Origin of the sequence: Exiguobacterium sp. s22 (genome assembly GCF_018617455.1) — a bacterium.
Lineage (GTDB): Bacteria > Bacillota > Bacilli > Exiguobacteriales > Exiguobacteriaceae > Exiguobacterium.
Genome location: NZ_JACSKD010000001.1, coordinates 308,310 through 321,466, shown reverse-complemented (window position 1 = coordinate 321,466; position 13,157 = coordinate 308,310). Strand labels below are relative to the sequence as shown.

At 48.1% G+C, this 13,157-nt stretch carries 13 protein-coding genes; 5 read left to right on the top strand and 8 right to left on the bottom strand.

Annotated features, from left to right (window positions below; all coding sequences use genetic code 11):
* Positions 1-52: 52 nt before the first annotated feature.
* The 7 genes from KNO94_RS01700 to KNO94_RS01670 all read right to left on the bottom strand — a co-directional run bounded on the left by KNO94_RS01700 (position 53) and on the right by KNO94_RS01670 (position 8,476).
* Positions 53-688, bottom strand: coding sequence for a hypothetical protein (locus KNO94_RS01700; protein WP_214777026.1), 636 nt, complete (start codon positions 686-688; stop codon positions 53-55).
* Positions 689-833: 145 nt separating this feature from the next.
* The gene (locus tag KNO94_RS01695) at positions 834-1,484 is read right to left on the bottom strand and encodes a 50S ribosomal protein L25/general stress protein Ctc (protein WP_214740401.1); all 651 of its coding nucleotides are present in this window, start codon (positions 1,482-1,484) and stop codon (positions 834-836) included.
* Positions 1,485-1,649: 165 nt separating this feature from the next.
* On the bottom strand, positions 1,650-3,467 hold the full coding sequence (gene mutL / locus KNO94_RS01690; protein WP_214777024.1) for a DNA mismatch repair endonuclease MutL: 1,818 nt from the start codon (positions 3,465-3,467) through the stop codon (positions 1,650-1,652).
* A 4-nt stretch (positions 3,468-3,471) separates the two neighbouring features.
* The gene (gene mutS, locus KNO94_RS01685) at positions 3,472-5,997 is read right to left on the bottom strand and encodes a DNA mismatch repair protein MutS (protein ID WP_214777022.1); all 2,526 of its coding nucleotides are present in this window, start codon (positions 5,995-5,997) and stop codon (positions 3,472-3,474) included.
* Between the two features lie 53 nt (positions 5,998-6,050).
* On the bottom strand, positions 6,051-6,482 hold the full coding sequence (locus KNO94_RS01680; protein ID WP_012726155.1) for a YlbF/YmcA family competence regulator: 432 nt from the start codon (positions 6,480-6,482) through the stop codon (positions 6,051-6,053).
* A 58-nt stretch (positions 6,483-6,540) separates the two neighbouring features.
* Positions 6,541-6,999, bottom strand: a complete 459-nt coding sequence (locus KNO94_RS01675) for a GNAT family N-acetyltransferase (RefSeq protein WP_214777020.1) — start codon at positions 6,997-6,999, stop codon at positions 6,541-6,543.
* Between the two features lie 10 nt (positions 7,000-7,009).
* Positions 7,010-8,476, bottom strand: a complete 1,467-nt coding sequence (locus KNO94_RS01670) for a phytoene desaturase family protein (protein ID WP_214777018.1) — start codon at positions 8,474-8,476, stop codon at positions 7,010-7,012.
* A 137-nt stretch (positions 8,477-8,613) separates the two neighbouring features.
* Between KNO94_RS01670 and KNO94_RS01665 the strand changes: the two genes are divergently transcribed.
* The 4 genes from KNO94_RS01665 to KNO94_RS01650 all read left to right on the top strand — a co-directional run bounded on the left by KNO94_RS01665 (position 8,614) and on the right by KNO94_RS01650 (position 11,552).
* Positions 8,614-9,114 carry a hypothetical protein gene (locus KNO94_RS01665; protein ID WP_214740391.1) on the top strand — a complete coding sequence of 167 codons (501 nt, stop codon included), beginning with the start codon at positions 8,614-8,616 and terminating at the stop codon, positions 9,112-9,114.
* Positions 9,115-9,153: 39 nt separating this feature from the next.
* Positions 9,154-9,657, top strand: coding sequence for a DNA topology modulation protein (locus KNO94_RS01660; RefSeq protein ID WP_214777016.1), 504 nt, complete (start codon positions 9,154-9,156; stop codon positions 9,655-9,657).
* Positions 9,658-9,774: 117 nt separating this feature from the next.
* Positions 9,775-10,542: a transporter substrate-binding domain-containing protein gene (locus tag KNO94_RS01655; RefSeq protein WP_214777014.1), complete on the top strand. Its 768-nt coding sequence runs from the start codon at positions 9,775-9,777 to the stop codon at positions 10,540-10,542.
* Positions 10,539-11,552: a pyridoxal phosphate-dependent aminotransferase gene (locus KNO94_RS01650; RefSeq protein WP_214777012.1), complete on the top strand. Its 1,014-nt coding sequence runs from the start codon at positions 10,539-10,541 to the stop codon at positions 11,550-11,552. Before KNO94_RS01655 ends, KNO94_RS01650 begins: the two co-directional genes overlap by 4 nt.
* Before the next feature lie 22 nt (positions 11,553-11,574).
* On the opposite strand, the gene KNO94_RS01645 is transcribed toward KNO94_RS01650, so the two are convergent.
* Complete coding sequence (locus tag KNO94_RS01645; protein ID WP_214777010.1) at positions 11,575-12,129, bottom strand: maltose acetyltransferase domain-containing protein; 555 nt, start codon at positions 12,127-12,129, stop codon at positions 11,575-11,577.
* An 85-nt stretch (positions 12,130-12,214) separates the two neighbouring features.
* Here KNO94_RS01645 and KNO94_RS01640 point away from each other — a divergent pair, with 85 nt between their 5' ends.
* Positions 12,215-13,138: a DUF7916 family protein gene (locus KNO94_RS01640; protein ID WP_214777008.1), complete on the top strand. Its 924-nt coding sequence runs from the start codon at positions 12,215-12,217 to the stop codon at positions 13,136-13,138.
* The last annotated feature ends 19 nt before the right edge of the window (positions 13,139-13,157 follow it).

The following is a 13,157-nucleotide window of genomic DNA, read 5'->3' as shown; positions in this document are numbered from 1 at the left end:
ATTGCATTCATGTATCGGCATTATACGTTAGAACTTGTATAAATTGCTGCCATCATAATTCATTCTCATTTAAATAATCAATATCAAATTTATGAGGTATATATTTTGTCAGTTCTTCAATAGACTCATATTTTTTTTCATTGGTAAATAAAATAAATCCAAGTCCATCTCCATCTACTTTAATAAAAGAAGTTGGTATACTCATATCAATTAAAGGTACAAATTGAGTTCTAGAGAACAACCACTTCCCATATTTTTTTAAAGTGAAATTCAATCTATCTTTAAAGATAATGTTATAAAACCCATTTTGAGCAGGCATCCAGTACGTTTCGTTAATCAAAAACCTTAAATCTTTTTCGTTTTCAATTTTTGCATTGCAGTAATAAAAAGAATTTTCATCCTCAGCGCAATCGTTTATAGAATATTTAATTTTCCTTGAATCCATTTTTTCAACCATCTCATTATCCTGACTTATATTTTTAGATAATATAAATGTTATGACTATTGGATATACATTTTGGTAAACCAAAAAATCAATTAAAGCTTTTTTGTTATCGTTAATAGTTAAATCATCATAACTAGTGATCTCATAAACCTTTTTAATTTCATCTAAAATAATATAATTATCTAAATTATCTCCAATCTGCTTATGTAGATGCTTCCTTTCAATAATTGTAAGCTCTTGCATAGTGATCACCTTCCGATACTAAAAATAAAGAAAAGCTTCTTAATAATTACGTTATCAGTTGTAGACAAGATTAGCGAAACAATACTGAAAAAAGAGGAGCATCGCTCCATCTAGGGACGATGCTCCTCTTTTATAATCGAATTGCTTATTCTTTATCCTCAGTCGATTCTTCTGTTTCTTCAGAAGATCCTTCTGAAGCTTCTTCTTCAGTCGAACCTTCCTCTGATTCAGTTTCTTCCTCTTCCTCAGCAACCGGCTCATTCACAGAGGCGATGTGCATATCTGGTTCAGAGACAATCGTGTACGATTTATCTTCTGGAAGATCCGCTACCGTGACCGAGTCACCGATTTCGAGGTCTGACACGTCAAGTTCGATGCGTTCAGGGATGTTGGCAGGTGTCGCTGCGACCGTCACTTTATAAAGTGACTGGGCGAGATATCCGCCTTCTTTGACGCCTTTCGCGTCGCCAACGAGGACGATATCCGCTTCGACTTCTGTCTCTTCATCCATCTTCACGGCCATAAATTCGACGTGCTGATAGAAGTTTGTGAACGGGTCCGTTTCCGATCCGTGCACGAGCGTGTTGATCTTGTTTCCATCGAAATGGAGTTCGATCAAGGCGTTGTCACCGTGGTCTCGAAGAATTTTACGAAGGTCCATCTCGTCAAACACGATTGGCGTGCTGTCTACTTTGTATCCATAGACAACGCCTAACGCTTTTCCTTCATTACGCAACTTCGTGCGTAGTGATCGTGGGCGTAATTCTCGTTTTGATACTTGAAGTTTGTTCGTCATTTTCTTTTCCTCCTACATGGATATACATTTCATGTCGACATCTTGAGGGTGAGGCAGTGAAAAAGCCACCTCTCAACCTCGATGCGTTGAGTGACATGTGTATAGTTTTCCCATGAGGGCTCCTGCATAAACGTTACATCGTGTTAAAACAAGGTAACAAGACGATTACATGACGCGTTTGAACAACTTCTCGAGTTCATACGTGCTCCACTTCACGAGAATCGGTCGCCCGTGCGGACACGTAAACGGAGACGTCGTTCGACTCAAATCATCAATCAATTGTCGCATCATCTCCATATTGAGTGGATGATTCGCTTTGATGGATCGTTTACACGCCATGAGGATTGATGCATCTTCGCGATATTTCGCGATGTCGATTGACCGCTGTTGAATGGCCATCTCCACTAGATCACGAATTGTACCCTCTAAGTCATGTTGAGGATACCATGTTGGAATCTCGCGCACGAGGAACGTGTTTCCCCCAAACGGCTCTAACGTGATGCCGGCATCCGCTAGAAGCGGGAGCACTTCTTCGATGGCGAGCGTCTCTTCTTGCGTGAACTCTAACGTCAGCGGAATCAACAGGAGCTGATACTCTTTTTCCGGACGTCCTAACTGCTCATAAAACAACTCATACTTGATGCGTTCCTGGGCGGCATGTTGGTCCATCACGTACATCCCGTCTTCCGCTCCACAGATGATATAACTCGAATGGAGTTGCCCGATGACGTCTAACGCCGGAAGACGCTCCGACTGATGTACAGGCTCTTCGACCTGTTTTGGTTCGATCATCTCTGCCTCCGGTTCATGAACGAGCGGAGCCGGATTCCACTGGGAAGGAGACGTGAGCGACTCTTTTCGCTCCCGAGGAATCGGATAGTTCCACTCGACGGTGTCGGCTTGTTTAGGTTGCGGCTCCATCGAAAAGTCGAGTTTCGACTGTTCGGACGGTGTCACACGTTTCGGCTTCGCTTCTTGTTTCACAGACGGAATGAGACGTAGCTCCCGGAGTGTCAATTGAACGGTCTCCCGAATGAGCTGGCACAGTTCTTTTTCTTTCGACAAACGTACTTCACGTTTTGTCGGATGGACGTTCACGTCAATCAACATCGGATCCATCTTCACCTCGAGCACGGCAATCGGATAGCGTCCGATTGGTAAGAGCGTGTGATAGCCTTCGAGCACGCTTTGGGTCAGCGCAAAGTTTTTGATGCTTCGACCGTTTAAGATGAGGGTCACATATTGTTTGTTCGAACGGGTCACTTCCGGGCGGACGAGATGCGCGCTCAACGTATAGTCGTTCGTCTTACTCGACGCCGTAACGATTTGTGCGGCGACTTGGCGACCGTAGATGGCGAGCATGACTTGCTTCAAGTCCCCATTCCCGTTCGTACGCAACAATTCTTTTTCTTCATGGAAGACGGTGAAACGAATCTCCGGATGAGACAGCGCCAATCGGTTCAACGTATCCGTAATGCTCGCGAGTTCAGTCGCCGATGTCTTCAAATATTTCAGACGGGCCGGTGTGTTGAAGAAGAGCTGACTGACCGTGATTTCGGTCCCGACGTTCGTCGCCGCCGGATTGGTCGCTGTGACGACACCGCCTTCAAGCGTCATCTCGAAGCCATCTTCATCTGCTCGCTTTGACTTCAACGAAACGTGGCTGACCGACGCGATCGAGGCGAGTGCCTCACCGCGGAAGCCGAGCGTCCGAATGCGAAACAAGTCATGCTCGTCACGGATTTTACTCGTCGCATGCCGCAAGAAGGCTCGCGCCGCGTCTTCTTCATGGAACCCATGCCCGTTGTCACGGACTTTGATGAGACGGATACCCGCCTCTTGTAAGTCGACGTCCACTTTCGTCGCTCCCGCATCAATCGCATTTTCGACTAATTCTTTGACGACGGAAGCCGGTCGTTCGACGACCTCCCCGGCTGCGATTCGGTTCGCGAGTTGTTCCGGTAACTCTCGAATGATTCCCATCGACTCACCCTTTCTTTGCGGTCTGTTGCAGTTCATACAGCGCCTGCATCGCTTCGATTGGATTCATTGCCAACAAATCGAGTTTGAGCAGTTGCTCCCGTACGACGTCATTCGACTCGAACAATGACAACTGGCTGACTTCTTCCACTGGTGGAGAAGGTTGCTCGTTCAAACTCGGTTTCGTTGCTTCGGATTCGAGTTCTGACAGAATCGTCCGAGCCCGGTCAATCAATGAATCCGGAAGTTCAGCCAATTCCGCCACGTGAATCCCATACGACTTGTCGGCACGTCCTGGATGTACCTCATGGAGGAAGACGACTCGTCCATCTCGTTCAATCGCCCGGACATGAACATTCTCAAGTGTCGGAATCGAATCTTCGAGCACTGTCAGTTCATGATAGTGCGTCGAAAAGAGTGTCTTCGCTCCGATTGACGAAGCAATATACTCGACAATTGCCTGTGCAAGTGCCATCCCGTCATACGTCGACGTCCCGCGACCAATCTCATCCAATAGAATCAGACTATGATTCGTCGCCTCGGTGACGGCTTGGCGCGTCTCAGTCATCTCGACCATGAACGTCGACTGGCCGCTCACCAAATCGTCCGCTGCACCGATCCGTGTGAAGATGCGGTCAAAGAGCGGGAGTTCCGCCGCTTCTGCCGGGACGAATGAACCGATTTGATGAAGGATTGCAATTAAGGCAAATTGACGCATATACGTCGATTTACCGGACATGTTCGGTCCGGTGATGAGTAACATTTGACGTGTGTCGTCAAGCGTCAAGTCATTGGCGACATATTCGCCTCGCGGCAAGACCGTCTCAATGACAGGGTGACGCCCACGTTCAATTTGGACGTGAGATGTCGTAACTGGGCGTACATATTCTCGTCTTTCCGCTACAACGGCAAGGGCGAGGAGAACATCCAACTCACTGAGTGAACGGGCCAATTGTTGAAGGTCCTTCGTGTACGTCTTCACTTCTTCGCGGAGCGCGACAAACAAGTCATATTCGAGCGTACAGCTCTTCTCTTCCGCACCTAAGATGAGGGCTTCCTTCTCTTTCAGTTCTGGCGTGATGTATCGTTCCGCATTCGTCAACGTCTGCTTCCGCTCATAACGCCCTTCTTCGAGCAACTTCGCATTTGCTTTCGTCACTTCCAAGTAGTAACCGAATACGCGGTTATACCCGACCTTTAACGACTTGATGCCGGTCGCGATGCGTTCCTGTTGTTCGAGGTTGGCGATCCACGTTTTCCCGTTCGATTTCGCTTCTAACAGTTCGTCGAGCTCATCCGAATACCCGTGACGAATCATCCCGCCCTCTTTCGTCGAAATCGGGGGTGAATCGACGAGGGCAGCCCGAAGCTGTTCACTCAACGTCTCGAACGAGTCGAGATTCTGTTCGATTTGTTGCAAGCGATCGGCTTTCACCGTTTGTAAGAGTGACCGGACGGCTGGCATCCGCTCGAGTGTGTCGCGTAGTTGGACGAGGTCTCGCGCATTCGCCGTCCCGTACCCGACTTTTGCGACAAGGCGTTCGATATCGTAGACTCGCTTCAGCTCTTCTTGTAGTTGATCGCGCAACATGAAGTCGTCCACCAAGTTCTCGACGGCGTCCTGTCGCTCTTTGATGCCTTGCTCTGTATAGAGTGGCTGTTCGAGCCAACGCTTCAACAAACGACCGCCCATCGCCGTCGTCGTCTCATCAAGGAGTGAAAGGAGTGACCCTTTCCGTTCTCCCGAACGAGCCGAACGGAACAACTCAAGATTTCGGGCCGTATTGGCATCGAGTTGCATATGCTGTTCAACCTCATAGGCGACAGCTGGTTGCAAGTGGTCGAGCGAACGTTTCTGTGTTTTCGTGAGATAAGCGTACAACAACTCAAACGCCGAACGCTGCGCCTCATCTTTCGCACCTTGCGCGAGTGGACTCTCCCGCTTGTCCACTTGAATCGAAAGAGGAATCCCGGTCTGTTTTAACAATTCAGCGAGTCGTTCGTCTTCGACGATGATCTCGTTTGGGAGCAATCCTTCGATTTCGCGTAAGACGGCCTCTTCTGATGAGAGCGTCGTCAACCATGATTCCCCCGTCGTGACGTCACCGCGAGCAATTCCGAATCGTCCTGCGACGTCCGAGATGGCGACAAGATATCGGTTCTCTTTTTCACTGAGTGACGCCATGTATGTACCTGGCGTAATCACTTGGATGACTTCCCGCTTCACGAGTCCTTTCGTCGCCTTCGGGTCTTCCGTCTGTTCACAGATGGCGACATTGAATCCTTTTTCGATCAGTTGTTCGATATAAATTGCCGCGGAATGATGCGGAACGCCACACATCGGGATTGGATGCTCGGCCTGTTTCCCGTTTTTTGAAGTGAGCGTGAGCTCTAACTCCTTGGCGACAATTTGTGCATCTTCAAAAAACAACTCGTAAAAATCACCGAGTCGATAGAATAAAAAGGCGTCCGGATAGTCGGCCTTGATAGAGAAATATTGTTTCATCATTGGTGTTTGATGGACTTCTTGCATGTTGATTCACCTCTAGAAAGTACAACAGCTGACCATCGGCCAGCTGTGTCGTTTTAGTATCCGCAGCCGCCGCGTGCTTGTTCAGCCGCCATGCCGCTCCCTGTCTTCCCTGCAAGGACGTCGCCGTCCGTCGATTCGATGATGCGGTCCGTCACGGAGTTCGCGAGCGTGACCGTCACGTATTGAAGTAAATCGTTCACTTCGACTTGTGTTTCCTGGAAAGCTTGAACGACTGGAATCGAGTCAAGTTCTTCCATCGCTTTATCAATCTTTTGCTCGACTTTCGCAAGTGCTTCCGTCTTGCCATAGTGCTTACAGTTGACGGCTTCTTTTTGTAAGAACTTGATTCGTTTAATCAACGTCTGTACGCGGTCACTTCCGTTCACTTTCGCTTCCGCTTCCTTGAAACGCGCCACTTCTGGTGTTTGTGCTAATACGTCTGCCAATTCTCTTGCTTTTGCAATTACTTGTTGATCGGTCACCATTGTAAACCCCTTTATGTCTATAATGTAATCGTGCTCAATGGCACGTGAATGTTCTTTCTCATTCTAACATGAACGATTCGGAAACGGTACTAGCGGGATTCGAGGATTCTCGTAACATATCGACGTGTGGAATACTGTCTTCTTGATACACATCACTCGTCCGTTTGAAGCCAAACGATGCATAAAAAGGTTCCACATACGTCTGCGCTTGCAGATATAATGTCTCATGACCGAAGTCCTTGATTGCCGCATCCATCAAGAGGCGGGAATACCCTTTCCCTCGATGCGTCGCTTTCGTGACGACACGTCCGATGGCGACCGGAGATGCTTCCGTTAACACGCGAAGCGCAGAGACGATCTCTCCGTCTTCTTCCATCCAATAATGGATGGCTGCTACATCCTTCCCATCCACCTCTTGGTACGGACAGTTCTGTTCGACCACGAATATCTCAGTTCGTAATGCCAGTAAGCGATACAATTCAATCGTTGTCAGTTCATCAAACGCTTTTTTCTTCATCAATATCCCCCTAATCAATCGTCACCCCGAGTGCCCGGGCGACATGTAATCCGCTCGTCATCGCGCCAATCGTCCCTGCTCCCGGAAATACAGTATCCCCGCACACATAGAAGTTCGGCAAGTCGGTACGATAACTTGCCGCACGAAAGAGTGCATGGCTTGGCGTCTGGGCATACCCCCCAACTGCTCCATGTGGACGCTTCGTATACTTCACCCATGCCCCGGGTCCACCAGGAAGAAGTAGTGACGACTCTCGGTCCCAAGCGGGAAACGCAGTCGCGACGACGTCGACGAGACGATTGGTCCAATCTTGTTCTAGTTTCTCATATGCCACCCGGTCTTTCCAATCTTGCCATTCTGATAAATCGATATGTGTGGATACCGTGATGGTTCGTTCCGGTCGTTCTGTCCGTAACACGTCACCTGGCGCGGACATGGAAATGAACGCATGCCCACTCGGTAATCGCTCGTGATAGATTTGTTGAAACAGCGGTTTCTGTCGACACACATCCTCAGGCAAGACGAGATAGAGACTGAACGTGCCCCATTGCGACTGCTTCAATTGTCTGCGATATTGTCGTTTGAAGCGTCGTTGTTCTTGTCCTCTCAGAAGCTCGCTCGTCCGCTCAATCGGGATGGCGGAAACAATGACATCGACTAGTTCAAGTCGTCCTCTTCGATCGGTGATGAGCCATCCATCCGTCACCTGTTCGATGGATTGGACGTCTCTCCCTAATTTCGTTTCGCCACCAAACGTTCGGACGGCGCGCTCTAACGCATGAGCCAATTGATACAGTCCACCTTCCACATAGTACGCCCCTTCGTGATAGACTGACAGCGCCACTGCACCGAGTAAATGACTCGCTTCTCTCGCACCGGTTTGCAGACTGTCGAGCAGAACGCCATCGATAAATCGCTCGAATATCGTACCGTTTAGTCCATGACGAGCTAACGTGTCACCGAGTGGCCTCTGGAGTTTCAGGAGCGCCGTAAGTTGGTTCGGTCGGAACCCCTTCATTGCGTATACCATATCCAATGTCGCGCGAAATGGAAGTGCCGGCAACTGCTGAAACAACGGACGAATCCTCTCAAAATCTCCCCACACTTCTCGGTAAAACGCATGGATTGACTCATAATGCTCTGAGAACACGCGACTGAGCTCCTCAAGCAGGCGCTTTCGATCGCGATAGTAAGTGACGGTGACGTCAGGAAATTGAATGTCCATCACCTCGTCCAGTAACGTCACCTCGACCGATTCGCCCAATTTCTGAAGGACACGCTGATGGACTCCGCCTTTTTCAAATCCCATTCCGAGTGTCGCGCCTGCCGGGAACAAGTAGTCATCCCGTTGAAATTTACCGGCACATCCGCCCCATTCACGTGATGCTTCTAATACAATCACATCATGCCCTTTTTGTTGCACGAGCGCAGCTGCCGTCAAACCTGCGACACCTCCACCTATGACCCCGATTTTCATGTACATCCCTCCTCTCTATATCATACCCGCTCATTCAAAAACTTGAAGAACTGAATTGGTTTTTGAGATTCCAGCGTTCTTTTGAAGGGAACTGATTCTCTTATGCAGAAATAGTTTATATCTGAAAAGGTAAGGTGATGAAAATGCGTAGTCGTGTCATGGTCTATTTATTGATTCCAATTCTCATCTTTATTGGTATACTGATTACCCCGCCTTCCGAGGAATCGCTCAAGCTCGCGACGATGACCGTCGTCAGCATTCAAGAGATGATTCCTTACGAAAAAGAGTATACGGCACAAAAAGTGCTAGAAGAACGAACGATGGACGACAAATCAGCCATCATCGAAGAATGGCGTCTCGAACAGGGAGCGAGAACGTCTTATAGTTATGTGCTCAGACTGAGAGGATTTGACCATGTGACACAGATTGATGCAGGCGCAGCCAACACGAGATCGGACGGCTATTACGCGATGCAGGCGCATAGCCCAATCTTTGAGACGGACAAGCCGGTGTCCACGAACTATCCGATTGTCGTGTTCAGTTCGGAACAACGTCTCGTCATCGGACAGATGGATGTGCGGGTCATTTACGAAGAGGACGGTCAATTGAAGAAATGGATTGTATTGGAGGATGAATAAGAGTAGATGAGCAGCTTAACGATTGATAGCAATCTAAATATGAAACGCATCATAATCATCGGTTCTGGTGGTGCGGGGAAATCCACACTCGCCCGTCAACTCGGTGAACGATTACATCTCGATGTCTATCATTTGGACGCCCTCATGTGGCGACCGGGATGGGTGATGGCACCAAGTGAAGAACGAATTGACATCCAACAACAGCTTGTGAAGAAAGATCAATGGATCATCGATGGAAACTTCGGGAACACGCTTGATTTACGTTTACAGGCAGCAGATACCGTCATTTTGATCGACCTTCCACGCATCGTCTGTATATATCGTGTCCTCAAGCGAGTCGTCCGATATCGTGGTACGACACGACCGGATATGGGCGCATCTTGTGAGGAAAAACTCGATTTCGCATTCCTCAAATGGGTGTGGAATTTTCCCGACATACAACGCCCACAACTGTTACAACAGATTCAACAACATCCGACGCAACCTCATTTGATTCATTTGAAATCGTCACGGGCAGTTAGAAACTATTTACAATCAATATAAAACGCTTTCATCTTGAAAGTGTTTCTTTTTTTAATAATTTTGTATATTTATGCTTTACAATTAATAATCATACATTTACACTTAGTCTCATCTACAACAGGGAGGCATTATACACATATGAAAAAATGGTTATTAGCAAGTACACTTATGTTGAGCGCGGCTTTACTCGGTGCATGTAGTCAAGAGACAGAAGGTGAAACGGCAGACCAAAAAACGCTCGTAATGGGGACGAGCGCCGATTACTTCCCATATGAATTTGTCGATACGGCAAACGGGGATGCGATTGTCGGATTTGATATTGAAATCGCGGAGACGATTACAGAACGTCTCGGTTACGAATTGAAGATTGAAGATATGGACTTCGGTAGCTTACTCGGAGCCCTCAATAGCGGGCGTGTCGACTTCGTCATGGCCGGGATGACGCCAACAGAAGAGCGTAAAGAGAATGCGGACTTCTCAGACATCTATCTTTCCGCGACAAACTTGATTATGACAAAAGACGGGTCACTTCAGGCAATCGAAGATTTGTCTGGTAAGAAAATCGGTGTCCAAACGGCTTCAATTCAAGAAAACATCGCCAAAGAACAAGCACCTGACGCTGAACTCGTATCGTTGAACAAGATCCCTGAAATCGTTCAAGAATTGAACACAGGTCGAATCGATGCGATGGTCATCGAAGACACGGTCGCACAGAAATATTTAGACCAAGATGACAGCTTCTATACATTCGCTTTGAAAGAAGATGGCGAAAAAGGATCAGCTGCTGCCTTCAAATTAGATGATGAGTTACGCGACCAGTTCAACGAAGAGTTGAACAAAATGATGGAGTCAGGTGAAATCGATGAATTGGTGAAAAAATGGTTCTCGATGGAGCCAACTGAATGAGACAAATCGAGCTTCCGATCTATCCCGTCGTTTATCCGACGGGACATCGGTTAAACCAAAATGAAAGTCAATTCCCGTTACCTGACCGCATCAAGAATCAGCTTGATTCGTTGACGTATGATGACTTACACGAATATCCGGTCGAACCGATCAATGAATTGTTCGAACGCTACGCTGCGTACGCCGGCGTCACACCCGAGCAATTACTCGTCGGTTGTGGGAGTGATGAGATGATTCATGTCGTGACGCAAGCATTGCTCGCACCACATGACATCGTCTTGTCTCCGGCACCTGACTTTTCGATGTATCCCATCTTCACGACCATCGCACACGGTCATCATGTTCAAGCCGTTGATTTATCGTATGAAGGAATGGTAAAGGCGATTGAGACGCATCATCCGAAGCTTCTTCTTCTCTCGAACCCAAACAATCCAACCGGAAAGCTGTGGACCGTAGAAGAGTTGACGCATCTCGCCTCACTCGTGCCATATATCGTGGTGGATGAGGCGTATATGGACTTCACACCAGATGCGAGCATGGTCCCGTTCATTGCCACCCTTCCGAATCTCATCGTCCTTCGCACGATGTCAAAAGCGTTCGGATTGGCAAACGTACGAATCGGATTCATGGTGACAAACTGCGAACTCGCACACTATTTCCGTCAATTCATCCCGCCATTCAATATCAGCGGAGTGAGCGCGAAAATCTGCAATATCTTCTTAAAAGATGCGACTTATCTTCAAGAAACAATCGAATGGCATGACGAGATGCGGCAAAAGTGGGCGCAAGCCTTCGAAACCATCGGTCAATTACTCCCTGCCACGACGAACTTTTTGTATGTCGAGCTCGAGCAACCTGAAGCAGTTTGGGCCCAATTGACTGACTTGAACGTACACACGTCGAAACAACCGACGGGGATTCGGGTGACGATTGGGGACGAGGCGGCGCTTCATCTTGCACATACAGCTATTCAACAATACATGGAAACAAGTCATGTAAAAAACTCCTGAACCTCGTGTTCAGGAGTTTTTGTCAGTCGATCGTCTTGATCACGCGTGCCGGATTTCCTCCTACGACCGTTCGAGGCGGAACATCTTTTGTGACGACGGCACCAGATGCGATGACAGCCTCATCCCCAATCGTCACTCCCGGATTGATGATGGCCCCACCACCGATCCACACCCGGTCTCCGATGGTCACGGGTTTCCCAAACTCATATCCGGAGATGCGCTCAATCGGGTCGATTGGGTGTGTTGCCGTGTAAATATGTACCCCCGGCGCAAGCATGCAGTCATCCCCAAACGTGATGGGACAAATGTCTAGAAAGATACAATCAAAATTCGCATAGAATCGATCTCCTACGTGGATGTTATACCCATAATCACATTTGAAGTTCGGCTCGATATAATACGACCCTTTCGTTGAACCGAGTAACGCACTAAGAATCTCATTTCGTTCTTCCAACTCATCAATCCCTGAACGATTGAATCGTTCAGTCAATCTCCGGGCACGCTTACGGTCTGCGACGAGCGTTTCATCACCAGCTAAATAGAGTTCACCACGAATCATCTTTTCTTTTTCTGTCATGTTCATCCCTCCTCACTTGTAGTATAGAGGATTTTTGAACGGTATAGGGAATAGAGATAAGGATGAGCAGAAGGAGGCAGATCATATGAAACGAATACTGGAATGTCGGGCAAGTGATTTTATCACGTTTAATCGTCAAGATTTAGTCGAATCGATTCGAAAAGCGGAAGGACGAACGGTCATGGCCGAGGTCATCCCGACGGTTCAGCCACTTTACCCAGAAGTGACAAATGCAGAACTCGCACGAGCATTCGGCGCCGACTTGATTTTATTGAACATGTTGGATGTGTTTCACCCTTACATTAAAGGACTTGAAAGTCATGCGTTGTTCGGCGAGATGCCAGGTGATGAGATGAGTGACCATCCGATTCTGGAACTAAAACGACTGATTGGATTGCCAATTGGAGTCAACTTGGAACCTGTCGATTTTTCAGAGAAGTCGTCTGAAATGAATGACGTGAAACGAGGTAGACTCGCTTCAATCGAAGCGTTCCAAAAAGCGTCTGAGCTCGGAATCGATTTCGTCTGTCTGACAGGCAATCCGAATACCGGAGTTACGAATGAAGCCATCGAACAAGCAATCATCCAAGCGCGTCGTGAATTCGCAGGGGTCATCATTGCTGGAAAGATGCACCAGGCCGGAGTCGGCAATGTGTTGGACCGTGACGCATATATCCGCTTCTTCGAAGCTGGTGCAGACATCATTCTCCTGCCTGCTCCTGGCACCGTACCTGGTGTCCGTGAAGAATCGTTCTACGAACTCGTGCAAGAACTGCAAGCGCTCGGCGTTCTCACATTAGCGGCGATTGGAACGTCACAAGAAGGCGCAGATGTCGCGACCGTTCGGGAGATCGCACTCTCTTCAAAACGAGGCGGAGCGGACATCGTGCATATCGGTGACGCCGGATTGTCTGGGATTGCCGTCCCAGAGAACATTCAGGCACTTTCAATTGCCATTCGCGGGCGACGTCATACATACATTCGCATGGCTGCTTCGGTGAATCGATAATACAAAAGAGGAAGGAGCG

What these genes read in the sequence shown, in the direction of transcription:
- KNO94_RS01660 (WP_214777016.1), top strand. Translation starts at nt 9,154, where the DNA reads ATGAAACGCATCATAATCATCGGTTCTGGTGGTGCGGGGAAATCCACA.
- KNO94_RS01670 (WP_214777018.1), bottom strand. Translation starts at nt 8,476, where the DNA reads ATGAAAATCGGGGTCATAGGTGGAGGTGTCGCAGGTTTGACGGCAGCT.
- KNO94_RS01695 (WP_214740401.1), bottom strand. Translation starts at nt 1,484, where the DNA reads ATGACGAACAAACTTCAAGTATCAAAACGAGAATTACGCCCACGATCA.
- KNO94_RS01655 (WP_214777014.1), top strand. Translation starts at nt 9,775, where the DNA reads ATGAAAAAATGGTTATTAGCAAGTACACTTATGTTGAGCGCGGCTTTA.
- KNO94_RS01675 (WP_214777020.1), bottom strand. Translation starts at nt 6,999, where the DNA reads ATGAAGAAAAAAGCGTTTGATGAACTGACAACGATTGAATTGTATCGC.
- KNO94_RS01645 (WP_214777010.1), bottom strand. Translation starts at nt 12,129, where the DNA reads ATGACAGAAAAAGAAAAGATGATTCGTGGTGAACTCTATTTAGCTGGT.
- KNO94_RS01650 (WP_214777012.1), top strand. Translation starts at nt 10,539, where the DNA reads ATGAGACAAATCGAGCTTCCGATCTATCCCGTCGTTTATCCGACGGGA.
- mutL (WP_214777024.1), bottom strand. Translation starts at nt 3,467, where the DNA reads ATGGGAATCATTCGAGAGTTACCGGAACAACTCGCGAACCGAATCGCA.
- KNO94_RS01640 (WP_214777008.1), top strand. Translation starts at nt 12,215, where the DNA reads ATGAAACGAATACTGGAATGTCGGGCAAGTGATTTTATCACGTTTAAT.
- mutS (WP_214777022.1), bottom strand. Translation starts at nt 5,997, where the DNA reads ATGCAAGAAGTCCATCAAACACCAATGATGAAACAATATTTCTCTATC.
- KNO94_RS01700 (WP_214777026.1), bottom strand. Translation starts at nt 688, where the DNA reads ATGCAAGAGCTTACAATTATTGAAAGGAAGCATCTACATAAGCAGATT.
- KNO94_RS01665 (WP_214740391.1), top strand. Translation starts at nt 8,614, where the DNA reads ATGAAAATGCGTAGTCGTGTCATGGTCTATTTATTGATTCCAATTCTC.
- KNO94_RS01680 (WP_012726155.1), bottom strand. Translation starts at nt 6,482, where the DNA reads ATGGTGACCGATCAACAAGTAATTGCAAAAGCAAGAGAATTGGCAGAC.